The 20,088-nt window shown below is 74.6% G+C and carries 22 protein-coding genes; 13 read left to right on the top strand and 9 right to left on the bottom strand.

Annotated features, from left to right (window positions below; all coding sequences use genetic code 11):
• Positions 1 to 27: 27 nt before the first annotated feature.
• A complete protein-coding gene (locus tag ACIBTV_RS24980; protein ID WP_396708619.1) occupies positions 28 to 1,260 on the top strand; it encodes a lycopene cyclase family protein in 1,233 nt (410 codons plus the stop codon).
• A gap of 78 nt (positions 1,261 to 1,338) precedes the next feature.
• Entirely contained in the window at positions 1,339 to 1,809 is a 471-nt protein-coding gene (gene rnhA / locus ACIBTV_RS24975) for a ribonuclease HI (RefSeq protein WP_396708618.1), read from the top strand.
• Positions 1,810 to 1,827: 18 nt separating this feature from the next.
• On the opposite strand, the gene ACIBTV_RS24970 is transcribed toward rnhA, so the two are convergent.
• The 4 genes from ACIBTV_RS24970 to ACIBTV_RS24955 all read right to left on the bottom strand — a co-directional run bounded on the left by ACIBTV_RS24970 (position 1,828) and on the right by ACIBTV_RS24955 (position 4,244).
• Positions 1,828 to 2,064, bottom strand: coding sequence for a preprotein translocase YidC (locus ACIBTV_RS24970; protein WP_396708616.1), 237 nt, complete (start codon positions 2,062 to 2,064; stop codon positions 1,828 to 1,830).
• A gap of 95 nt (positions 2,065 to 2,159) precedes the next feature.
• Positions 2,160 to 3,089 carry a pentapeptide repeat-containing protein gene (locus ACIBTV_RS24965; RefSeq protein ID WP_396708614.1) on the bottom strand — a complete coding sequence of 310 codons (930 nt, stop codon included), beginning with the start codon at positions 3,087 to 3,089 and terminating at the stop codon, positions 2,160 to 2,162.
• Between the two features lie 116 nt (positions 3,090 to 3,205).
• Positions 3,206 to 3,403 carry a hypothetical protein gene (locus ACIBTV_RS24960; protein WP_396708613.1) on the bottom strand — a complete coding sequence of 66 codons (198 nt, stop codon included), beginning with the start codon at positions 3,401 to 3,403 and terminating at the stop codon, positions 3,206 to 3,208.
• A 25-nt stretch (positions 3,404 to 3,428) separates the two neighbouring features.
• A complete protein-coding gene (locus ACIBTV_RS24955; RefSeq protein WP_396708611.1) occupies positions 3,429 to 4,244 on the bottom strand; it encodes an SDR family oxidoreductase in 816 nt (271 codons plus the stop codon).
• A 79-nt stretch (positions 4,245 to 4,323) separates the two neighbouring features.
• On the opposite strand from ACIBTV_RS24955, the gene ACIBTV_RS24950 reads away from it, so the two are divergent.
• On the top strand, positions 4,324 to 5,742 hold the full coding sequence (locus ACIBTV_RS24950; RefSeq protein ID WP_396708610.1) for an RtcB family protein: 1,419 nt from the start codon (positions 4,324 to 4,326) through the stop codon (positions 5,740 to 5,742).
• Positions 5,743 to 5,785: 43 nt separating this feature from the next.
• Here ACIBTV_RS24950 and ACIBTV_RS24945 read toward each other — a convergent pair whose 3' ends face one another.
• Positions 5,786 to 6,214 carry an archease gene (locus ACIBTV_RS24945; protein ID WP_396708608.1) on the bottom strand — a complete coding sequence of 143 codons (429 nt, stop codon included), beginning with the start codon at positions 6,212 to 6,214 and terminating at the stop codon, positions 5,786 to 5,788.
• A 59-nt stretch (positions 6,215 to 6,273) separates the two neighbouring features.
• Here ACIBTV_RS24945 and ACIBTV_RS24940 point away from each other — a divergent pair, with 59 nt between their 5' ends.
• Positions 6,274 to 6,873: an MBL fold metallo-hydrolase gene (locus ACIBTV_RS24940; protein ID WP_396708606.1), complete on the top strand. Its 600-nt coding sequence runs from the start codon at positions 6,274 to 6,276 to the stop codon at positions 6,871 to 6,873.
• Positions 6,874 to 7,032: 159 nt separating this feature from the next.
• Here ACIBTV_RS24940 and ACIBTV_RS24935 read toward each other — a convergent pair whose 3' ends face one another.
• The 4 genes from ACIBTV_RS24935 to ACIBTV_RS24920 are packed head-to-tail and all read right to left on the bottom strand — an operon-like array spanning position 7,033 to position 12,179.
• Positions 7,033 to 9,120, bottom strand: a complete 2,088-nt coding sequence (locus ACIBTV_RS24935) for an alpha-galactosidase (RefSeq protein WP_396708604.1) — start codon at positions 9,118 to 9,120, stop codon at positions 7,033 to 7,035.
• Complete coding sequence (locus ACIBTV_RS24930) at positions 9,117 to 9,941, bottom strand: carbohydrate ABC transporter permease (protein WP_396708602.1); 825 nt, start codon at positions 9,939 to 9,941, stop codon at positions 9,117 to 9,119. The genes ACIBTV_RS24935 and ACIBTV_RS24930 overlap by 4 nt, the downstream gene beginning before the upstream one ends.
• Complete coding sequence (locus ACIBTV_RS24925; protein WP_396708600.1) at positions 9,938 to 10,873, bottom strand: carbohydrate ABC transporter permease; 936 nt, start codon at positions 10,871 to 10,873, stop codon at positions 9,938 to 9,940. The genes ACIBTV_RS24930 and ACIBTV_RS24925 overlap by 4 nt, the downstream gene beginning before the upstream one ends.
• A gap of 10 nt (positions 10,874 to 10,883) precedes the next feature.
• Positions 10,884 to 12,179 (bottom strand): ABC transporter substrate-binding protein, encoded by a 1,296-nt coding sequence (locus ACIBTV_RS24920; protein WP_396708598.1) that lies wholly within the window; start codon positions 12,177 to 12,179, stop codon positions 10,884 to 10,886.
• Between the two features lie 146 nt (positions 12,180 to 12,325).
• On the opposite strand from ACIBTV_RS24920, the gene ACIBTV_RS24915 reads away from it, so the two are divergent.
• The 9 genes from ACIBTV_RS24915 to ACIBTV_RS24875 all read left to right on the top strand — a co-directional run bounded on the left by ACIBTV_RS24915 (position 12,326) and on the right by ACIBTV_RS24875 (position 20,027).
• On the top strand, positions 12,326 to 13,084 hold the full coding sequence (locus ACIBTV_RS24915) for an SDR family NAD(P)-dependent oxidoreductase (protein ID WP_396708596.1): 759 nt from the start codon (positions 12,326 to 12,328) through the stop codon (positions 13,082 to 13,084).
• 37 nt (positions 13,085 to 13,121) lie between these two features.
• Positions 13,122 to 13,859, top strand: coding sequence for a FadR/GntR family transcriptional regulator (locus ACIBTV_RS24910; protein ID WP_396708594.1), 738 nt, complete (start codon positions 13,122 to 13,124; stop codon positions 13,857 to 13,859).
• The gene (dgoD, locus tag ACIBTV_RS24905) at positions 13,856 to 15,001 is read left to right on the top strand and encodes a galactonate dehydratase (RefSeq protein WP_396708592.1); all 1,146 of its coding nucleotides are present in this window, start codon (positions 13,856 to 13,858) and stop codon (positions 14,999 to 15,001) included. The genes ACIBTV_RS24910 and dgoD overlap by 4 nt, the downstream gene beginning before the upstream one ends.
• A 32-nt stretch (positions 15,002 to 15,033) precedes the next feature.
• Positions 15,034 to 15,915 (top strand): hypothetical protein, encoded by an 882-nt coding sequence (locus ACIBTV_RS24900; RefSeq protein ID WP_396708590.1) that lies wholly within the window; start codon positions 15,034 to 15,036, stop codon positions 15,913 to 15,915.
• Positions 15,912 to 16,532 carry a bifunctional 4-hydroxy-2-oxoglutarate aldolase/2-dehydro-3-deoxy-phosphogluconate aldolase gene (locus ACIBTV_RS24895; RefSeq protein ID WP_396708588.1) on the top strand — a complete coding sequence of 207 codons (621 nt, stop codon included), beginning with the start codon at positions 15,912 to 15,914 and terminating at the stop codon, positions 16,530 to 16,532. Before ACIBTV_RS24900 ends, ACIBTV_RS24895 begins: the two co-directional genes overlap by 4 nt.
• On the top strand, positions 16,529 to 17,608 hold the full coding sequence (locus tag ACIBTV_RS24890) for a sugar kinase (RefSeq protein WP_396708586.1): 1,080 nt from the start codon (positions 16,529 to 16,531) through the stop codon (positions 17,606 to 17,608). Before ACIBTV_RS24895 ends, ACIBTV_RS24890 begins: the two co-directional genes overlap by 4 nt.
• 14 nt (positions 17,609 to 17,622) lie before the next feature.
• Positions 17,623 to 18,501: an SMP-30/gluconolactonase/LRE family protein gene (locus tag ACIBTV_RS24885; RefSeq protein WP_396708584.1), complete on the top strand. Its 879-nt coding sequence runs from the start codon at positions 17,623 to 17,625 to the stop codon at positions 18,499 to 18,501.
• Between the two features lie 107 nt (positions 18,502 to 18,608).
• Positions 18,609 to 19,181, top strand: coding sequence for a nucleosidase (locus ACIBTV_RS24880; RefSeq protein ID WP_396708582.1), 573 nt, complete (start codon positions 18,609 to 18,611; stop codon positions 19,179 to 19,181).
• A 3-nt stretch (positions 19,182 to 19,184) separates the two neighbouring features.
• The gene (locus tag ACIBTV_RS24875; protein WP_396708580.1) at positions 19,185 to 20,027 is read left to right on the top strand and encodes a metallophosphoesterase family protein; all 843 of its coding nucleotides are present in this window, start codon (positions 19,185 to 19,187) and stop codon (positions 20,025 to 20,027) included.
• Positions 20,028 to 20,088: the final 61 nt, after the last annotated feature.

The raw sequence follows: 20,088 nt of genomic DNA, 5'->3' as shown, positions 1-20,088 counted from the left end.
GCCGCCCGGGTGTGACAGCGTGGACGGATGCCCGACCCCGTCGACGTCGACCTCGCACTGCTGGGTGGCGGCGGCGCCGCCTCGCTGGTGCTGGCGGCGCTGGACCGCCACGGCGTACGGAATCTGCGGGTGGCGGTGGTCGACCCGGTGCACCGGCGCGGCCAGGACCGGACCTGGGCGTTCTGGGGGCTGCCCGGCGACGACCTCGAACCGCTGCTGAGCGCGCGGTGGCCGCGCGTCGAGGTGGTCACGCTGGCCGCCCGCCGGACGCTCGACCTCGCTCCGCTGCGCTACGCGATGCTCCGGTCCGGCCCGGTCTACCGGCGTGCCGCCGAGGCCGAGGGGCGCCTCGGGGCGATCCGGGTCCACGCGGCCGTCGACGACGTGCGCGACGACGGCCACCGGGTGCTGGTGCGCGCCGCCGACGGGTCGACCGTACGGGCCGACTGGGTCCTGGACTCGCGCCCCCGACCGCCCGCGCGCGCCGGCCGGACGACCTGGCTGCAACACTTCCGCGGCTGGTGGCTCACCGCCGACACCGCGACGTTCGACCCCGCACGGGCGGTGCTGATGGACTTCCGCACCCCGCAGCCGGCCCGGGGCGTCTCCTTCGGCTACCTGCTGCCGGTCACCGACCGCTACGCGCTGGTCGAGTACACCGAGTTCTCACCCGACCTGCTCACCGGCGGCGGCTACGACGCCGCGCTGGCCGGCTACCGGGACCTGCTCGGCCTCGACCCGTCGCGGCTCACCGTCCGGGAGGTGGAGAACGGGGTGATCCCGATGACCGACGCCCCGTTCCCCACGCGCCCGTCACCCCGGGTCGTCCGTCTCGGCACCGCCGGCGGGGCGACCCGCCCGTCGACCGGCTTCACCTTCTCCGCCATGTACCGGCAGGCAGACCAGGTCGCCCGCGCCCTCGCCGCCGGCCGTCCGCCGCTACCCGAACCCGCCTATCCGCGCCGGCACCGCTGGATGGACGCGGTCGCGCTGCGCGCCCTGGACCGCGGGTCGGTCGACGGGCCCGGCTTCTTCGACGGGCTCTTCGCCCGCAACCCGGCCCAGCGGGTGCTGCGGTTCCTCGACGGGGCGACCACGCCGGCCGAGGAGCTGGCGGTGATGCGCTCCACCCCGCTGCTGCCGATGGTCGCCGCCACGGCGGGCGACGCGGCGCACCGACTACGCGACCGGCTCCGCCCGGCCCGACCGGCGCCGCCGGTGCCCCCGGCGGTCCGCGCCGGCACGCCACCCCGACCGTGACCCCGGCCCGACGACACCCGACGGCTCGCCGGGCCCCGACGGCCGCCGGTGGCCACCGCGCCCGGTAGGTTGCCGGGCATGGTGGATGCCGGCAGAGTGGTGCGAATCTGGACCGACGGCGCGTGCAGCGGCAACCCGGGGCCGGGTGGCTGGGGCGTGCTGCTGCGCTACGGCGACCACGAGCGGGAGCTGTGCGGGGGAGAGGCCACCCCGACGACGAACAACCGGATGGAGCTGATGGCGGCCATCCAGGCCCTGGAGAGCCTCACCCGGCCGGTGGCGGTGGAGCTGCACACCGACAGCACGTACGTGCGCAACGGCATCACCAGCTGGCTCGCCTCGTGGAAGCGCAACGGCTGGCGTACGGCCGCGAAGCAGCCGGTGAAGAACGCCGACCTGTGGCAGCGGCTGGAGGCGGCCTGCGCCCGGCACGACGTGACCTGGCTGTGGGTCAAGGGGCACAACGGTCATCCGGAGAACGAGCGCGCCGACGCGCTGGCCAACCGGGGCATGACGCAGGCCCGGGCGGAAGCGGTCCCCGCCCGTTGATCACGGGCGGCGTCGTGGTCAGCGGGTCGCGTCCGGGTGTCCGGGCATGGTGGAACCCCCGCCGCTGCTCCCGGAGGAGCCGCCCGCGACGCCCGACCCGTCGTCCTCCGTGACGATGTCCGGCGCGACGTCGGTGTCGTCCGGCGGGGGCACCTCGGTGTCCGCCGCCACCTGCACCAGCGGCCGCTCGCCGGCCTCGTCCTCGGCGTGTGCCGGATCGACCGGCTGGTCACCCTGCCGCGTTCGGTATCCCACGGTGGTCTCCCGTCGCTGTCCGTCCGCTCCCGGCGCTGGCTACCCGGCGACAAAGCGGGCGAAACGTCGAACGGGAGCGCGTGCGGCGCTTGCGATCACCGTCGGCGGCCCCGCCGCGCCGGGTCACCGCCGGCTCCGGACCGACCCGCGGGGCGTGGCGGGCGGCGTACCGGGGTGAGGGGCAGCGCCGTCCAGTGACCGGGCCGGGCGAGCCGGGCCGGCAGCCCGGTGCGCGCGTCACCGCGGGCGGCGTCGAGCTGCGACTGGTGCAGGAAGAGCGCGCCGGCCAGGTCGGCCCCGCGCAGGTCCGCGCCGCGCAGGTCGGCCCCGGTCAGGTCGGCCAGGTGCAGGTCGACGCCGCGTAGGTCCGCGCCGATCAGCAGGGCGCCGCGCAGGTTCGCCCGGCGCAGGTCGGCGCCGCGCAGGTCCGCCCCGAACAGGTGGGCGCCCCGATGGTCGGGGCCGGGCCGCCCGCCGGCGGCCCGGGCGGCGTCGCCGGCCCGCGCCAGTAGGACGTTGACCCGGTCGCGGTGGGCGGGCACGTCGAGGGCGAGCAGCTCCTCGGGGCGGCCGGCGGTCAGCCGGGCGGTCTCCGCACGCGCCGCGGCCAGCGCGTCGCCCAGGGCGGCGGGCGTACGCAGCGCCAGCGCCTCGGTCAGATACCAGAGCAGCTCGTGCAGCGGCCGCATCACCGCGAAGGTGTCGAACATGACGGCGGCGGTGTCCGGCGCGCCCTGCCAGTCCCGCCCGCCGAACGTCACCTGCGTCACCTGCTGCCCCGCGCCGAAGCAGTCGAAGACCGTGCAGCCGGGGAAGCCGCGCTCCCGCAGCTCGGAGTGGATCCCGCAGCGGTGGTCGGCCCCCAGGTTGGGGCAGGGTCGGCCGGCGGGCTTGTCGATGGCGAAGTCGGCGGAGGCGGCGAAGGCCGGCGCGACGCAGCAGAGACCGACGCAGCGGGCGCAGTCGGCGCGCAGATGGTCCCGGTCGGGCGTCGCCGACGTCGCCGATCGGGTGCTCTCCGGCACGGTGAAACCCTCTCCTGCCGATCGTCCGGGGGACGGTGCCCGACCTGGGCGTACACCATTGTCCCGCGCTCGGCGTCGACCACCCGCAGCGGTCCCGGTCCCGGCGGTCACGCCGACTACGGGACCAGGCGCAGGATGAGGCGCTTCGCGTCGCCGTCACCGTACTTCTGGTCGAAATGCCGGACCACCGCGGCGCGGTCGCCGTCGGCCGGCTCCACCAACCGGAACGCGGCCGGTGCCGGGCCGCCGGCGCGCGGCGGCAGCTCGGCCCGGGCGGTCAGCGGCCGGCTCAGCCGGTCAGCCTGAGTGGACACTGTGAACGCCCAGCGTCACCGACTGTCACGACGATTCCACGCGCCGCCAGCCGTGCGAGGGCAGGGCGCTCGCCTGCGGGCCCATCATCAACATCCCGCCGTCGACCGGCCACGAGGCGCCCGTGACGTACGCGGCCTGCGGCGAGGCCAGCAGCGCGACCACCGCCGCGACCTCCCGGGCGTCACCCGGCCGCCCCACCGGCACGCCGGGCCGCTCCTGGGTGAACGGGTCGACGTCCTCCTGTCCGGTCATCGGGGTGGAGATCTCGCCCGGGGCGACCGCGTTGACCGTGATCCCGTCGGCGGCCAACTCCTGCGCCATCACCTTGGTGAGCAGCCCGAGGCCGCCCTTCGCGGCGCAGTACGCGGCGGAGCCGACCCGCGGCGCGTGCTCGTGCACGCTGGTGATGTTGATGATCCGCCCGCCGGCACCGGCGGCCCGCATCCGGCGGGCGGCGCGCTGACCGCAGAGGAACGGGCCGTCGAGGTCCACCGACAGCACCTCGCGCCACCGCTCCCAACCGGTGTCGACGAACGGTACGGACGCGCCGGTTCCGGCGTTGTTGACCAGGACGCCGACGCCGCCGAGCCGGTCGGCCAGCTCGTCGATCACGTCGGCGGCGCCGGGCAGCCGGGTCAGGTCCATCTCGGCGACCTCGCACCGTCGACCGGCGGCGCGGACCTCGTCCGCGGTGCGCTGCGCGCCGTCCGGGTCGCCGTACCAGGTGAGGCCGATGTCGAAGCCGGCGGCGGCCAGGGCCACCGCGCAGGCCTTGCCGATGCCGGAGTCGGCGCCGGTGACGACGGCGACACGGGGATAGTGCTCAAAACGCTCGGGCATGACCAGGCAATACCCGCCGACCCCACCCACAACCACAGCGACCGGGTGTACGGGGCGTGGTCCTGGGTAGGCGCACGGGATGGAGCTGGTCGAGGAGTCGCCGTACCGGTTCCGGATCGACCAGCACGACCCGATGCGGGTCCCGGGCGTGGTCTTCGCGACCCGGTCGCTGCTGCCCGACGCCGGAGCGGACAAGTCCCTGGAACAGGTCGCCAACGTGGCCACGCTGCCGGGCATCGTCGACGCCTCGTACGCCATGCCCGACGTGCACTGGGGCTACGGCTTCCCGATCGGCGGCGTCGCGGCCACCGATGTGGAGCGCGACGGGGTCGTGTCGCCCGGCGGGGTGGGCTTCGACATCTCCTGCGGCGTACGGCTGCTCGCCGCCGACCTCGACCGCGCGGAGCTGGGCCCCCGGTTGGACGCCCTGATGGACGGGCTGGCCGAGGCGACCCCGCGTGGCATGGGCAAGGGTGCCGTGTGGCACCTGAGCGACCGGGCCGAGCTGGACGGGGTGCTGCGCGGCGGTTCCCGGTACGCGGTGGAGCGCGGGTTCGGGGTCGAGCGTGACCTCGACCGGTGCGAGGACTACGGGGCGGTCGACGACGCGGACCCGGCGCAGGTGAGCGACCGGGCGGTGGAGCGCGGCGCCCGCCAGGTCGGCAGCCTCGGCTCGGGCAACCACTTCCTGGAGGTGCAGGTCGTCGAGGAGGTGTACGACGACCAGGTGGCGGGAGTGTTCGGACTCCGGCCGGGACAGGTCTGCGTGATGATCCACTGCGGCTCGCGAGGGCTCGGCCACCAGATCTGCACCGACCACCTGCGGGGCATGGAGAAGGTGATGTCCCGCTACGGCATCGAGGTGCCGGACCGCCAGCTCGCCTGCGCGCCGGTCTCCTCCGACGAGGGACGGGCGTACCTCGGCGCGATGGCGGCCGCCGCGAACTACGCGCGGGCGAACCGGCAGCTGCTGACCGACGCGGCCCGCCGGATCTTCACCCGACAGACCGGGCGCGGCCTCGACCTCGTCTACGACATCTCACACAACCTCGCCAAGGTGGAGACCCACGCCGTCGACGGCGCCCCGCGTCGCGTCTGCGTCCACCGCAAGGGCGCCACCCGGGCCTTGCCGCCGGGCCACGAGGACCTCCCGGCGGACCTGCGCGAGGTGGGCCAGCCGGTGCTGATCCCCGGCTCGATGGGCACCGGCTCGTACGTGCTCACCGGCGTGCCCGGCTCACCCGCCTTCGCGTCCACCTGCCACGGGGCGGGTCGGGTGCGCAGCCGCAAGCAGGCGGTGAAGGCCGAGCGGGGGGCCGACCCGCGCCGGCAGTTGGAGGCGCAGGACATCGCCGTGCGCGGGGTGTCCCGCCGGGGTCTGGCCGAGGAGATGCCGGCGGCGTACAAGGACGTCACGGCGGTGGTGGAGTCGGCCGAGGGCGCCGGACTGTGTCGGAAGGTGGCGCGGCTGGCACCGGTCGGCGTGGTCAAGGGCTGAGCCCGCCGAGACGGCCGGGGCATGACGGCCGCGGGCGGGCTGTTCACACGTCCAGCGTCACCGCGCAGGACCAGCGGTCGCCGTCGGGGCCGAACCGCAGCTCGTGCAGGGAGACCGCCTTCGGCACCGCGCCCACCAGCTCCACCGCGTCCGTGCCGGTCACCCGCCAGCGCACCAGCAGGCCGCCGTCGCCGTCGTCGGACACCTCGCTGGTCAGCGGCAACTCGTCCGCGGTGTCCATCCGGAAGATCACCTCGTCGAGGACGCCCACCAGCAGGTCCTCGTCGTCGGCGGGCGGCGCGCGGAACTCCCGCTCCGGCCCGGGCCGTGCCCCGGCGCTGTCGATGAAGCTCTCTACCAGCGCGGCGACCGCCTCGGCCACGCACGCCTCCCGGGTCGGCGCCCACGCCTCGATCCGGACGTCGGCGGTGTGCGGCACGCACCGGTGCCCCTGCTCCGCAGGCTGTTCCATGCCCCCGATCATCCGCCACCCGCCGGGGCCGGGGCGGCCGTCCGCGTTAGCGTGCCCGGATGCGGATCACCAAGTTCACCCACTCCTGCGTACGCCTGGAGCGTGACGGCGCGGTCCTGGTCGTCGACCCGGGCACGTGGAGCGAACCGCGCGCCCTGGCCGGGGCGGACGCCGTGCTCGTCACCCACGAGCACACCGACCACGTCGACGTGCTCCGCCTGGCGGGAATCGGCGTGCCGGTGTACGCGCCGGAGGGCGCGCGCCTGCCCGACCTCGCCCGGGTGCCGGTGACCCCGGTGCGGGCCGGGCAGCGGTTCACCGCCGCCGGGTTTCCGGTGACCGCCGTGGGTGGCCGGCACGCCACCATCCACGATGGCCAGCCGGACTGTGTGAACCTCGGCTACCTGGTGGACGGGCTCTATCACCCCGGTGACGCGCTGCACGTGCCGGACGAGCCGGTGCGGACCCTGCTGCTTCCCGGGCAGGGATCGTGGATGCGGCTCGGTGAGGCGATCGACTTCGCCCGGTCGGTCGGGGCCGAGCGGGCGCACACGATCCACGACGGTCAGGTCAACGACCGTGGCCTGGCGAGCGTCACCGGCTGGTTCAGCGAGACGGTCGCGGGCTACCGGCACCTCGCGCCCGGCGAGAGCGCCTGACCGCCCACACCCGCCCGGGCCGCCGGGAGCGCCGTCGTAACCGGGTCGCCGGGAGAGGGTCGGGCCCTGTCGACCTGCCCCAGATCTGGGGCACGTCGACAGGGCCCGCACGTGTTCCCGGGACCGGCGCGACGCCTGAGGACCCGCCGCCGGTGACGATCACTCGCGGCGCAGCACCACCAGATCGGCGTCGTGCGTCGGCGTCCACTCCACCGGCAGGCCGACCGCACTCAGGTGGGCGCCGGAGTAGCGCCGGTCGTCGTGCCGGTACGTCCCGTCCGCGTCGAGGCCGCGCAGCGGCAGCCGCACCGGACGCGACGGCAACAGCCCGGGACCGTCGGACCGGCCGGTGTGCCAGGCCAGGACGACCACCGTACGCCGGTCCGGTGAGGTGTACTGCACGGCGCAGCGTGCCTGGTCGGGGCCGCCGACGAGGTGGACCTCGCCGTGCGTGACGACCTCCCGGATCTCCTTGTACCGGGCGATCCAGCCGGCCGCCTCGGCCCGCTGCTCCGGCGTCCAGCGGCGGATGTCCGCGCCGATGCCGAGCACGCCGGCCATGGCGAGCACGAACCGGAACGCGAGCGAGCGGGGACGCGGGTCGAAGATGCCGGGCGCGTCGGTCACCCAGGAGCTGAGCAGGTGCGGCGCGTTGGCGTGCAGGAAGCCGTGCTGGATGGCCAGCCGGTCGAGCGGGGCCGTGTTGTCGCTGGGCCAGAAGATGTCGGCTCGCGCGGCCATCGCCAAGTCGGTCCGGCCACCGCCGCCAGCGCAGGACTCGATCAACACGTCCGGGTGGTCCCGGCGCAACCGCTCGTAGATCCGGTGCAGGTTGGTGACGTGCGCGCCGTCCAGGTCGACCGGCTTCTCGCCACCGGCCCGGCCCGGCTCGGTGCGCGGCCGGTTGAAGTCCCACTTCAGGTATCCGATGTCGTACCGGCGCAGCAGCCCGTCGATCGTGCCGTGGACGAACTCGGCGACCTCCGGGCGGCCCAGGTCCAACAGGTACTGGTTGCGGATCGGGGTGAGCGGGCGACCATCGACGGCGTACACCCAGTCGGGGTGTTCGGCGTAGAGCCGGGAGCGGGGGCTCACGCACTCCGGCTCCACCCAGAGACCGAACCGCAGCCCGAGCCCGCGTACCTCGGCGATGAAGGCGTCGAAGCCGTCGGGGAAGCCGGCCGGGTCGGGCGTCCAGTCACCGAGCCCGGTGGTGTCGTCGACGCGGCCCAGGAACCAGCCGTCGTCCACCACGAACGTCTCGACGCCGAGGTCGGCGGCAATCCGGGCGAGCGCGAGCTGGCTGTCGGCGTCGACGTCGAAGTAGGTGGCCTCCCAGGAGTTGTAGAGCACCGGGCGCGCCGTCAGTCGCTCGCCGGCGAGCACCCGCTGGTAACGGTGCCACACCCGGGCCAGCCCGCCCAGCCCGTCCGTGCTGTAGGCGCCGGCGACCTCGGGCAGGGTCAGCTCCGCGCCCGCCGGCAGGTCCAGCGGGCCGTCGGCCAGGCGACGGCCGGCGCGTACGCGGGTGAGACCGCCGGTGTCCCGCTCGGCGGTGATCTCCCAGGAACCGGTCCAGGCCACCGCGACGCCCCAGGTCGGCCCGTCGGGCTGGGCCCGGTCCCGGATCGCCAGCCAGGGTAGGTGCAGGTGGCCGGGCACCCCCTGGCTGCTGCCGATGGTGAAGGCGCCGTGGCCGAGGTCGACGTGGTCGAGCTGGAACTCCTGCGCCCACTGCCCCCACTGGTGGCTGAGCAGCGCGCCGTGCGGCGTCGGTACGCAGAACCCGGCCGAGCCGGCGCGGGCCAGCCGCAGCGGACCGGTGCCGGTGTTGGTGAGCTCGACCCAGCGGCGTACGACGTCGGTGCCGGCCGGGACGGCGTAGCGCAGCAGGGCCCGCAACCCTGTCACCGGGTCGGCGAAGGTGACCGCGAGCGTGCCGCCGTCCGGGTCGTGGGCCGCCTCGACGAAGTCGAACCTGACGCGCCGGTCCCCGCCCTCCGTCTCCACCACCAGGTCGGCGCCGGTGAACGGGCGGTCGGCGTCGGTGGCGTACTCCACCGGGGCGGCGTCGCCCGCGGTGAGGAAGGGCACCGGCCCGTCGTACGCGACGGGGGAGGGGCCCTCGCCGACCCCGTGCGGGCCCCACGCGTGCAGCTCCAACCAGCGCCCGTGCGCGGGCAGCGTCACCGTGTACTCGGTGTGCGTCCCCCGCAGCGTCCAGCGCCCGTTCTCCGCGCCACTCACTTGACCGCTCCGATCGCCAGGCCCGAGACGAAGTGCCGCTGGAACCGCAGGAAGACCGCCACGGTCGGGACCGCGGCGATCACCGTACCGGCGGCGATCACGTTCCACGACGACACGAACTGGCCCTGCAGGGCGAGCAGCGCCGGCGTGACCGGCATCTTGTCGTCGGTGCGCAGCACGGTGATGGCCCACAGCAGGTCGTTGAAGATCCAGGTGAAGGAGAGCGCGCCGAGCGCGGCCAACGCCGGTCGGGTCAGCGGCAGCATCACCCGGCCGAAGATCTGCGCCGGGCCGGCCCCGTCGATGGTCGCCGCCTCCTGGATCTCGCCGGGCAGGTCCCGCATGAAGCCGTGCAGGACGAAGGTGTAGAAGCCCAGCCCGAAGCCGACCTGCACCGCGATCAGCGCCCAGAGCGTGTCGTACAGGCCGGTCAGCTCGCTGAACTTCTGCACCGGGATCAGCAGGATCTGCGGCGGCAGCAGGTTGCCGGCGAGCATGAGCAGCAGGATGGTGCGGCGACCCGGGATCCGGTAGCGGCTGAGTGCGAACGCCGCGACGGCCGCCAGCACCAGGCTCAGCGCGACCGACGGGATCGTCACCAGCAGGCTGTTGATCAGGGCCCGCAGCTCCCCGCCGTCGGTCCAGGCCTGTCGGTAGGTGTCGAGTGTGAACGAGTGCGGGAGGCTGCCCACGCCGTTGGCGGCCACGTCGTCGAAGGTGCGGGTGGACATGATGACCACCCACAGCACCGGGCCGAGCCAGAGCAGCGAGAGCAGGACCATCCCGGTGTGGAACGCCCCGGTCCGGAGCTTGCGGATCATGCTTCCTCCCGGAACGCGCGGACGAGGTAGCCCAGGATGACCGCCAGCGCGAGCACGAAGATGACCACCGCGATCGCGGAGGCGTACCCGAGCCGCAGGCTCTGGAAGGCCGCCGAGTACATGTAGGTGCTGAGCAGCTCCGACGAGTGGTACGGCCCGCCTCGGGTCAGTGACCAGACGATGTCGAACGAGCGCAGCGAGTCGATCACGATGACCGACAGCACGACCGCGTTGACCCCCTTGAGCTGGGGTACCGTGACGTGCCAGAGCCGCTGCCAGCCGTTCGCGCCGTCCATCTTGGCGGCCTCGTGCAGCGCCGGGTCGATCGCCTTGAGGCCGGCGAGGAAGAGCACCATCACGTACCCGATCTGCCGCCACAGCGCCGGCAGGATCACCGCGTAGAGCGCGGTCTGCGGGTCGGCCAGCCAGGGCCGGATGAGGTGTTCGAGCCCGACGGCGCGCAGGAACGAGTCGGCCAGCCCGTCGGGCTGGTAGAAGACCCGCCAGACCAGGGCGGTCACCACCAGGGAGAAGACCACCGGGGTGAAGAGGGCGGCCCGGTAGAAGCCGACGCCCCGGCGGTCCCGTTGCAGCAGCAGCGCCATCCCGAAGCCGCCGACGACGGAGAGCCCGCCGAAGAGCACCAGCCAGATGACCGTGTTGACGAGGGCGCCGCGGAACGTGGCGTCGCCGGCCAGCTCCACGTAGTTGTCGACGCCGATGAACTGCGGCGGCGTCTGCCCGTCCCAGCGGGTCAGCGAGAACCAGAAGCCCTGCAGCGCCGGCCAGAACACCCAGATGCTCTCGACGACGAAGGGCACCAGCACGAAGACCGCCAGCAGCGGCGACAGTCGAGCCGACCGTCGCCGCCGCCGGGGTGTGCCGGCCACGCTGGACCCGCCCTCGCGGGAGGTGTCGGCAGTGGTGGACACGATTGTCACGTCAGCCCTTGAATACCTTCTCTGCCCCGGCCTGCCATTCGCGAAGGATGGCGTCGATCTGGTCGGGCTTGTCCATGAACTTGGTCAGCGCCGTGTCGGCGGTGGGCTGGAGGGCGTCGCTGGAGTCGCGGTTGAAGAACTGGGTCAGCTCCGCGGCGCTCTCCAGCATGGCCTTGCCCTTGGCGACCAGCGGCGAGTCGGAGGCCTTGGCCTTCGGGTGGGCCGGCAGCACGATCCCGGAGCTGGACTTCACGTACTCCTCCTGCGCCGGCGCCGAGGCGAGGTAGGTCAGCAGGGCCTTGGTGCCGGTCGGGTTGGCGGTCTTGGCGCTGGCGAAGAAGCCGTCGGTCGGCGCCTCCTCGGCGACGGGGACCGCCGGGTCGATGATCGGGAACCGGAAGAAGTCCAGGTCGCCGAGGGCGTCCTTCGGAGCGGCGTCGGCGAAGAAGGTGCCGATCAGGAACATGCCGGTCTTGCCGGCGAGCAGCGCGGTCGTGGCCTCCTGGAACGGGTACGCCTTGCCCTTCGGGTCGAAGTAGGGCAACGCCTCCCGCCACTTGCCGAAGACGGCCTTGACCTTCGGGTCGTCGAAGCGCTGCTTGCCGGCGAGCAGCTCGCGGTGGAAGGGCGCGCCGTTGACCCGGATGTTGAGGTAGTCGAACCAGGCCGAGGCGACCCAGGGGGTGTCGCCGAGGCCGATGCCGATCGGCGGGATGCCCTTGCCCTTGATCGTCTCGCAGACGGTGAGGAACTCGGCCCAGGTCTTCGGCTCCTGCACGCCCCACTTGGCGAAGTTGCTCTTGCGGTAGAAGAAGCCCCACCAGTAGTTGTTCATCGGCACGAAGACCTGCTTGCCGCTGGCGTCGGTGGAGAGCGTCCGCAGCGACTGGGGGTACTCGCCCAGCCCCTGCCAGACGTCGGAGACGTCGAGCAGCAGGTTCTTGCTGGCGTAGTCGTTGGCGACCGAGCCCGCGTACCAGGTGTAGAGGTCCGGCGGGTTGGCCGAGGTCAGGTAGGTCGGCAGCTGGGTGCGGAAGGTCTCCGAGGCGATCGTGTTGACCGTCGCGGTGCCCTTGCCCTGCTTGTTGAAGCCGTCGATCAGCTTCTCGATCGCCGTCTTGGCCTGTGGCGACGAGAGGTTGGACTGGAGGGTCACGGAGCCGGAGGCGCCGCCGCTCGCCGGCCCGCTGGCGGAGCTGGCGCAGGCGGACAGCAACGGGCCGGCGCCGAGCACGCCCAGGCCGGCGAGCCCGAGGTGGCCGAGGAGCCGGCGGCGGCCGGGGTCGAAGTCGGTCACGGGAGGTCCCTTCCTATCGACACGCTGCGTCACGTGAGGGTGTGTCGGTGGTGTGAACGATGTGACCAGAAGGTTGCATCCGGCCCGGCTGACTGTCAAGATGTATTCGTAATTAATGGTTAAACCGCTCGGTGGTTGGGGTGTGGATGAGTCCGGACGCGCGTCGCTTGGACGGTAGGACAGCGCTGGTCACAGGCGCGTACGGGGGTATCGGTGCGGCGACCGCTCGCCGGTTGGCCGCCGAGGGTGCCCGAGTGGCGCTGCTCGACATCCACGACTGCGCCTCGCTGGCCGAGGAACTGACCGCCGCCGGCAGCTCGGCACTGTCCGTAGTGGCCGATGTCGCCGATGAGGCGGCCTGGGCGTCCGCGGTGGGGCAGGTGCGCGACACGCTCGGCCCGGTCGACATCCTGGTCAGCAACGCGTACGCGGTCGAGGTCGCGCCCGCGCACCGCACCACCCGGGCGTCCTGGGACCATCAGCTCGGGGTCAGCCTCACCGGCGCGTTCCTCGGTGTCCGGGCCTGCCTCGACGACCTGCTCGCCCGCTCCGGGGCGGTGGTGCTGGTGTCGTCGGTGCACGCGCTGGTCGGGCTGCCCGGCCGACCCGCGTACGCCGCCGCGAAGGGCGCGCTCGTCGCGCTCGGCCGGCAACTGGCGGTCGAGTACGGGCCCCGGGTGCGGGTCAACAGTGTCCTGCCCGGCCCGATCCTGACCGGCGCCTGGGACGGCATCGGTGAGGAGGACCGCCGCCGCAGCGTCGCGGAGACGGTCGCCAAGCGGTTCGGCACCCCGGAGGAGGTCGCCGCCGTGGTGGCGTTCCTCGCCTCACCGGACGCCGCGTACGTCACCGGCACCAGTCTGGTGGTGGACGGCGGTTGGACCGCGGTGAAAGCCTCGGCCTGAGAGATCGAGACCCACGAGCGAGAAGGCACGAAGAGACTTGGCACAGTACGCAGGCCGCGGCGTCCACGGACAGACCGTCGAGGTGATCGCCCGCCGCATCCTCAGTGGGGAGATCGCCGAGGGCGCCACCCTGAACCTGGCCGCCCTGCAGGAGGAGCTGGACGTCAGCCTGACCGCCCTGCGGGAGGCGCTGAAGGTCCTCACCGCCAAGGGCATCGTCGACGCGCGGCAGAAGCGCGGCACGTTCGTCCGCCCCCGATCCGACTGGAACCTGCTCGACGGTGACGTGATCCGGTGGCAGTTCGCCGACGGCGCCGATCCGCGGCTGCTGGACAAACTCCAGGAGGTGCGGGCCATCATCGAGCCCGCCGCCGCGCGACTGGCCGCCGCCCGCGCCACCGCGGACGACCTCGCCGTGCTCGACGCCGCGCTGAACGAGATGGCCGGCGCCCACGCCGACCCCGTCGCCGCGGTCGCGGCCGACCTCGCGTTCCACCGGGCCCTGCTCGCCGCCACCCACAACGAGCTGCTGGTGCGGATGGAAGTGGTGATGGAGACCGGCCTCGCCGAGCGCGACCGGCTGGTGCACGGACACGGCGACGGCCACGACGACCCGGTGCCGAGCCACCGGGCGGTGGTCGACGCGATCCGCGGCGGCGACGACGCCGCGGCGGAGACGGCGATGCGCGAACTGCTGGCGAAGGCGGTACGGGACGTGGAGAAGGTACGCGAACAGCGGAGTCCCACGGCCGCGAACGAGAGGGCCCAACGGTGAGGATCGAACGGATCGAGACCTTCCTGGTCCCGCCGCGGTGGTTGTTCTGCCGGGTGGAGACCGACGCGGGGCTGGTCGGCTGGGGCGAGCCGGTGGTGGAGGGTCGGGCCGAGGTGGTCCGGGCCGCCGTCGAGGTGCTCGCCGAGTACCTCGTCGGCGAAGATCCGCTGCGCATCGAGCAGCACTGGCAGGTGCTGACGAAGGGTGGTTTCTACCGGGGCGGCCCGGTGCTCTCCAGCGCGGTGGCGGGCCTGGACCAGGCGCTGTGGGACATCGCCGGCCAGGCGTACGGGGTGCCGGTGCACGCGTTGCTCGGCGGTCCGGTGCGCGACCGGGTGCGGATCTACTCGTGGATCGGCGGTGACGAGCCCGGCGAGATCGCCGACGCGGCGGCCGCCCAGGTGGCCGCCGGGCTGACCGGCCTGAAGATGAACGCCTCCGGCCGGCTCTCCCCGATCCCCACCCCCGCCGAGATCGACGCGGTGGTCGACCGGGTCGCCGCCGCCCGGGCGGTGCTCGGCGACGACCGGGACATCGCGCTGGACTTCCACGGTCGCGCCGGGTTCGCCGCGGTGCGGCGCATCCTGCCCGAGCTGGCACCGCTGCGACCGTTCTTCGTGGAGGAGCCGGTGCTGCCGGACCAGGCGCACCACCTGCGCGACCTCGTCGCCGCCTCCCCGGTGCCGGTGGCGACCGGCGAACGGCTCTACGGGCGGTCGGAGTTCCTGGCCCCGTTGCAGGCCGGCGTCTCGGTGGTCCAGCCGGACCTGTCGCACGCCGGGGGGATCTCCGAGGTGCGGCGGATCGCCGCGCTCGCCGAGACGTACGGGGCGCTGCTCGCCCCGCACTGCCCGCTCGGCCCGATCGCGCTCTCCGCCAGCCTCCAGGTCGCGTTCGCGACACCGAACTTCCTGATCCAGGAACAGAGCATCGGCATCCACTACAACGTGGACTCCGAGCTGCTCGACTACGTCGTCGACCCGGAGCCGTTCCGATTCGTGGACGGTCACATCGTCCGCTTCGACGGTCCGGGCCTGGGCATCACGGTCGACGAGGCCGCCGTCCGCAAGGCCGCGGAGAACCCGCACGCCTGGCGCAACCCGGTCTGGCGGCACCCCGACGGCTCCTTCGCCGAATGGTGACCGCCCCCGATCCGGACCGGACGGTCGGACCGGTGGCCGCCACCCGCTCGGCGTCGGTGGACGAGCCCGGCGGCCCGCAGCGGCCGGTGCCGCTGCGGATCGTCGCCGACGCGGCGCTCGGCGGGCGGTGGACCAGCCTCCGCGGCGGTGGCCGGGAGTGGCTGTGGCGCGGTCCGCAGCCGGGCCGGGGCGCCGTCCGCCCGGACGCCGCGTTCGTCGACGCGGGTGGCCTGGAGGAGTGCCTGCCCACCGTCCGGGGCGTGCCGGACCACGGCGAGGTCTGGTCCCGGCCGTGGCGGGAGACCGCGCCGGGGGAGACCGTCGTCGTACGACCCGACTTCACCCTCACCCGACGGCTGCGCGAGCGGGACGGTGCGGTCGTCGCCGACTACCGGCTCACCGCCGACCCGGGCTACCGCTTCGTGTGGGCGGCGCACGCCCTGCTCGACCTGTCCCCGGCGGCCCGCCTCGTGGCACCCGCCGGCACCCCGACCCGGCTGCACCCGGAGGCCGCCGCCCTGCTCCCGCCCGACGCCTGGCCCGCCGGCCGACCTTGGCTGACCGGTGACTGGCCCGCCCCGGCCGGCCTGGCCCTGGACGCGCTCGGCCCGGACGACGGCACCGCCGTCGGGGCGGTGCTGGTGGACTGCCCCCGGGTCCGGGTGGTGGACGGGCCGGACGCGCTCACCCTGGAGCTGGAGTGCGCCGACCAGCCCCGGGCCACCGCCCTCTGGCGCAACCTGCGCGGCTGGCCCGAGACCGACCCGTACCGCAGCATCGGGGTGGAGCCGATGCTCGGCCGCGCCTTCGACCTGGCCGACGCCGGCCCCGGTGACACGGCCGTGGTCCCCGCCAGCGGGGAGGTCGCCTGGCGGCTGACCGTCTCCGCCCACCGATCCGAAGGACACCGATGAACCTGACCGACGCCCTGCGTACCCATCGTCTGCTCGCCATCGTGCGCGGCCCGGACCCGGCGGCGGCGCTGGCCTCGGTGCTCACCCTGGCCGACAGCGGGGTCGCGCTGATCGAGGTGTCGCTGACCGGCGCGGACGCCCTCGGCGTGGTGCGCCGGGCCCGGGCCGCGCTCGGCCCGGAGTTCGCTCTCGGCGCGGGCACCGTGCTCACCGCCGAGGACGCCCGGGCGGCGGCCGAGGCGGGCGCGGCGTTCCTGGTCACCCCGGCCCTCGCCGAGAGCCTGGACGAGGCCCCCCGGCTCGGGTTGCCGGTGCTGGCGGGTGCGCTGACGCCGACCGAGGTGGTCCGCGCCCGGGCCGCCGGTGCCGCCGCCGTCAAGCTCTTCCCCGCCTCGATCGGCGGCCCGGACTACCTCGGCGCGCTGCGCGACCCGTTCCCGGACACCCCGCTGGTGCCGGTGGGCGGGGTGGACGCCGACAGCGCCCGGCGCTACCTGGACCGGGGGGCGATCGCGGTGGGCGTCGGGTCGCCCCTGCTCGGCGACGCCGTGCGGGGTGGTGACCCGGCCGCCCTGCGGGAGCGGGCGGCGGCGTTCCTCGCGGCGGTCCGCCCGTGACCGGCGCCGACGACGCGACCCGGCCGGACGCGCCCGGCGACGACGCGACCCACCACGGCGCACCCGGCGAGGACGCGACCCGACCGGCCGCCTCCGGCGACGACCCCACCCGGCGCGCCGCGCCCGGCGGCGACGCCGGCGGGATCGACGTGCTCACGCTCGGCGAGACGATGGCCGCCTTCCGGTCCGCGGGTCCGCTGCGGCTCGGCGGCACCGCCGGGGTCTCGATCGCGGGCGCGGAGTCCACGGTGGCCATCGGTCTGGCGCGGCTCGGCCACCGGGCGGGCTGGGTCGGGGTCACCGGCGCCGACGAACCGGGCGCGCTGGTCCGCCGCACGCTGCGCGCCGAGGCCGTCGACCTGCGCTGGGCGCGGGTGTCGGCGGACGCGCCGACCGGGCTGATCCTGTTCGAGCCGCGGGTGGCCGACCTCAACCGGGTCACCTACTACCGGGCCGGCTCGGCCGGGTCCCGGCTCGCCCCGGCCGACGTGGCCCGGGCGTTCGACGCGGTGACGCCCCGGGTGCTGCACGTCACCGGCATCACCTGCGCCCTGGGCCCGGGCCCGTACGCCGCCGTACGCGCCGCCGTCGAACGGGCCCACGCCGCGGGCGCGACGGTGTGCCTGGACGTCAACCACCGCAGCCGGCTCTGGTCGGTCGCCGAGGCCGCCGAGGCGCTGCGCCCGCTGCTGCCGGCGGTCGACGTGGTGGTCGCCTCCGCCGACGAACTGCCCGTCCTCACCGACGCCGACGACCCGGCCGCCGCGCTGCGCGCGGGCGGTGTGCGGGAGGTGGTGGTCAAGCTCGGCGGCGACGGGGCGACCAGCCACCATGAGGGCGGCACCCTGCACCGCCCCGCCCGCCGGGTGCCCGTCGTGGAGACCATCGGCGCCGGTGACGCCTTCGTCGCCGGGTGGCTCTCGGCCCTGCTCGACGGGGCGGACGTCGCCGGGCGGCTGGACCGTGGGGTGACCACCGCCGCCTTCGCCGTCGCCACCCGGGGCGACTGGGAGGGCCTGCCGGACCGGACCGAGCTGACCCTGCTCGACCACGAGCCGGGCACCGCGCTGCGCTGACGCCAGGAGGAGACATGGAGCTGACCGAGCCGACCCCGTGGAGCGCGGACCGGCTGGAGTTGGGTGAGGGCGCCCGCTGGGTGGACGACCGCCTCGTCCTGGTGGACCTGCTCGCCGGGCGGCTGCTCGCCACCGGTGGTGACGCCCCCGGCCCGCTGGACGAGCTGTGCCGGCTGGACGTTCCGCTGGGCGCGGTCGCGCCGGTGGCCGGGCGGCCGGGGGAGTGGCTCGCCGCCGCCGGCACCGGGGTGGCCCGGCTGGGCGGCGACGGCGCGTACCGGCCGATCGTCGACCTGGAGGGCGACCGCGCCGAACCGGCCCGGATGAATGACGCGGTGGCCGACCCGCACGGCCGCTTCTGGGCCGGCAGCATGACGTACGCCGGGTTGCCCGGCGGCGGCTCGCTCTACCGGATCGACCCGGGCGCCGCCCCCGTCACGGCGGTGACGGGGTTGACGATCACCAACGGTCCGGCGTTCGACGGCGCCGGCACCAGCATGTACCTGGCCGACACCCCGCGCGGGCACGTCGACCGGTTCACGGTGGACGCCGGCACCGGCGAGCTGAGCGCCCGGGAGCCGTTCCTGCGGCTGGACCCGGCGGTGGACGGCGCGCCGGACGGAATGACGGTGGACGCCGCCGACCACCTCTGGGTGGCGCTCTGGGGCGGCTCGGCGGTGCGCCGCTACCGGCCGGACGGGACGCTCGACCGGGAGGTCCGGCTGCCGGCCCGCCAGCCGACGAGCGTCTGCCTCGGCGGGCCGGGCCTGCGACGGCTCTTCGTCACGACCGCCGACCACGGCCTCACCACCCCCCACCCCCTCGACGGCGCCCTTCTCGCCCTCGACGTCCCCGTCCCCGGCCGCCCCGCCGCCCCCGCCCTGCCGCGGTGATCAGGAGGTTCGCGCCAGATTTCAGGCCGCGCGTGTCGCACATCTCGTGATCACCGGCGTACGGGGCGGGGGAGGGACCGCGCGGCCCGGGGCCGTACGATTCCGGCGTGATTCTTCGGGGAGAGATCCGGCCCGACGCGCCGCTGGCCGTGCTGGCCGTCGAGGAGGAGGCCGCCCACCTCGGCGACGGTCTCCCGGTGCTGTTGACCGGCATGGGCAAGGTGAACGCCGCGACGGCGCTGGCCCAGGTGCTGGCGTCCGGCCCGAAGCCCAGTCTGGTGCTCAACCTCGGCACCGCGGGGGCGCTGCGCCCGGGCTGGGCCGGCATCCACGAGATCGGCACCGTGCTCCAGCACGACCTCGACACCGACCTGCTGCGCACCCTCACCGGGCAGACGTACGGCGCCCCGCTGACCCTCGGCGCGCGGACCGCGGTGCTGGCCACCGGCGACGCGTTCATCGCCGACGAGGACGCCCGGGCCCGGCTGGCCCGGCGGGCGGACCTGGTCGACATGGAGGGGTACGCGGTGGCCTGGGCCGCCTCCCGGGCCGGGGTGCCGTGCCGGCTGGTGAAGCGGGTCAGCGACGAGGCGGGGGAGGGCGCGGACCGGGCCTGGCGGGACGCGGTGGACGACTCCGCGCGGGACCTCGCCGACTGGGTCCGCGCCGAGTTCGGCTGACCCGTGGCGGGCCGGCTGCTCGCGGTCAGCGACCTGCACGTCGGGTACGCCGAGAACCGCGCGGTCGTCGACGGGCTGCGCCCCGGCTCCGACGAGGACTGGCTGATCGTCGCCGGCGACGTGGCGGAGCGGTTCGCGGACGTCCGCGCCACCCTGGCCCTGCTGCGGGACCGGTTCGCCACCGTGGTGTGGGCGCCGGGCAACCACGAGCTGTGGACGCTGCCGAACGATCCGGTCGCGCTGCGCGGCGAGGCGCGCTATCGGGAGCTGGTCGCGATGTGCCGGGAGTTGGGCGTGCTCACGCCCGAGGACGACTATCCGGTCTGGACCGGGTCGGGCGGACCGGTCACCGTCGCCCCGCTCTTCGTGCTCTACGACTACTCGTTCCACGCCCCCGGCACCACCACGAAGGCGGAGTCGCTGCGCCGCGCGTACGACGTCGGGGTGGTCTGCACCGACGAGATGCTGCTGCACCCGGACCCGTACCCGAGCCGGGACGCCTGGTGCGCGGCACGGCTGCGCAGCACCGAGCGGCGGCTCGCCGCCGTCGACCCCGCGTACCCGACGGTGCTGGTCAACCACTTTTCGCTGGTCCGCGAGCCGACCCTGGTGCTGCGCCATCCGGAGTTCGCGCAGTGGTGCGGCACGGTGGGCACCGCCGACTGGCACCGGCGCTTCCGGGCCACGGCGGTCGTCTACGGGCACCTGCACATTCCGCGTACGACGTGGCACGACGGGGTGCGGTTCGAGGAGGTGTCGCTGGGCTACCCGCGCGAGTGGCGGCGACGCGGCGCTCCAGCGGTGCCCCGGGTGGTGCTGCCCGCGCCGGTACCCGACCCGCGTTGACCACCGCGCGCACCGACCGGCGTTGACCACCGCGCGCACCGGCCCGTTGAGCAGCGCGTCC

The organism is Micromonospora sp. NPDC049366, assembly GCF_044466625.1.
Taxonomy (GTDB): domain Bacteria; phylum Actinomycetota; class Actinomycetes; order Mycobacteriales; family Micromonosporaceae; genus Micromonospora.
The sequence above is the reverse complement of the archived record's forward strand: the minus strand, read 5'-3'. Positions and strand labels throughout refer to the sequence as shown.

What these genes read in the sequence shown, in the direction of transcription:
- ACIBTV_RS24895 (WP_396708588.1), top strand. Translation starts at nt 15,912, where the DNA reads ATGAACCTGACCGACGCCCTGCGTACCCATCGTCTGCTCGCCATCGTG.
- ACIBTV_RS24980 (WP_396708619.1), top strand. Translation starts at nt 28, where the DNA reads ATGCCCGACCCCGTCGACGTCGACCTCGCACTGCTGGGTGGCGGCGGC.
- ACIBTV_RS24950 (WP_396708610.1), top strand. Translation starts at nt 4,324, where the DNA reads ATGGAGCTGGTCGAGGAGTCGCCGTACCGGTTCCGGATCGACCAGCAC.
- ACIBTV_RS24930 (WP_396708602.1), bottom strand. Translation starts at nt 9,941, where the DNA reads ATGATCCGCAAGCTCCGGACCGGGGCGTTCCACACCGGGATGGTCCTG.
- ACIBTV_RS24885 (WP_396708584.1), top strand. Translation starts at nt 17,623, where the DNA reads ATGGAGCTGACCGAGCCGACCCCGTGGAGCGCGGACCGGCTGGAGTTG.
- rnhA (WP_396708618.1), top strand. Translation starts at nt 1,339, where the DNA reads ATGGTGGATGCCGGCAGAGTGGTGCGAATCTGGACCGACGGCGCGTGC.
- ACIBTV_RS24940 (WP_396708606.1), top strand. Translation starts at nt 6,274, where the DNA reads ATGCGGATCACCAAGTTCACCCACTCCTGCGTACGCCTGGAGCGTGAC.
- ACIBTV_RS24945 (WP_396708608.1), bottom strand. Translation starts at nt 6,214, where the DNA reads ATGGAACAGCCTGCGGAGCAGGGGCACCGGTGCGTGCCGCACACCGCC.
- ACIBTV_RS24915 (WP_396708596.1), top strand. Translation starts at nt 12,326, where the DNA reads ATGAGTCCGGACGCGCGTCGCTTGGACGGTAGGACAGCGCTGGTCACA.
- ACIBTV_RS24955 (WP_396708611.1), bottom strand. Translation starts at nt 4,244, where the DNA reads ATGCCCGAGCGTTTTGAGCACTATCCCCGTGTCGCCGTCGTCACCGGC.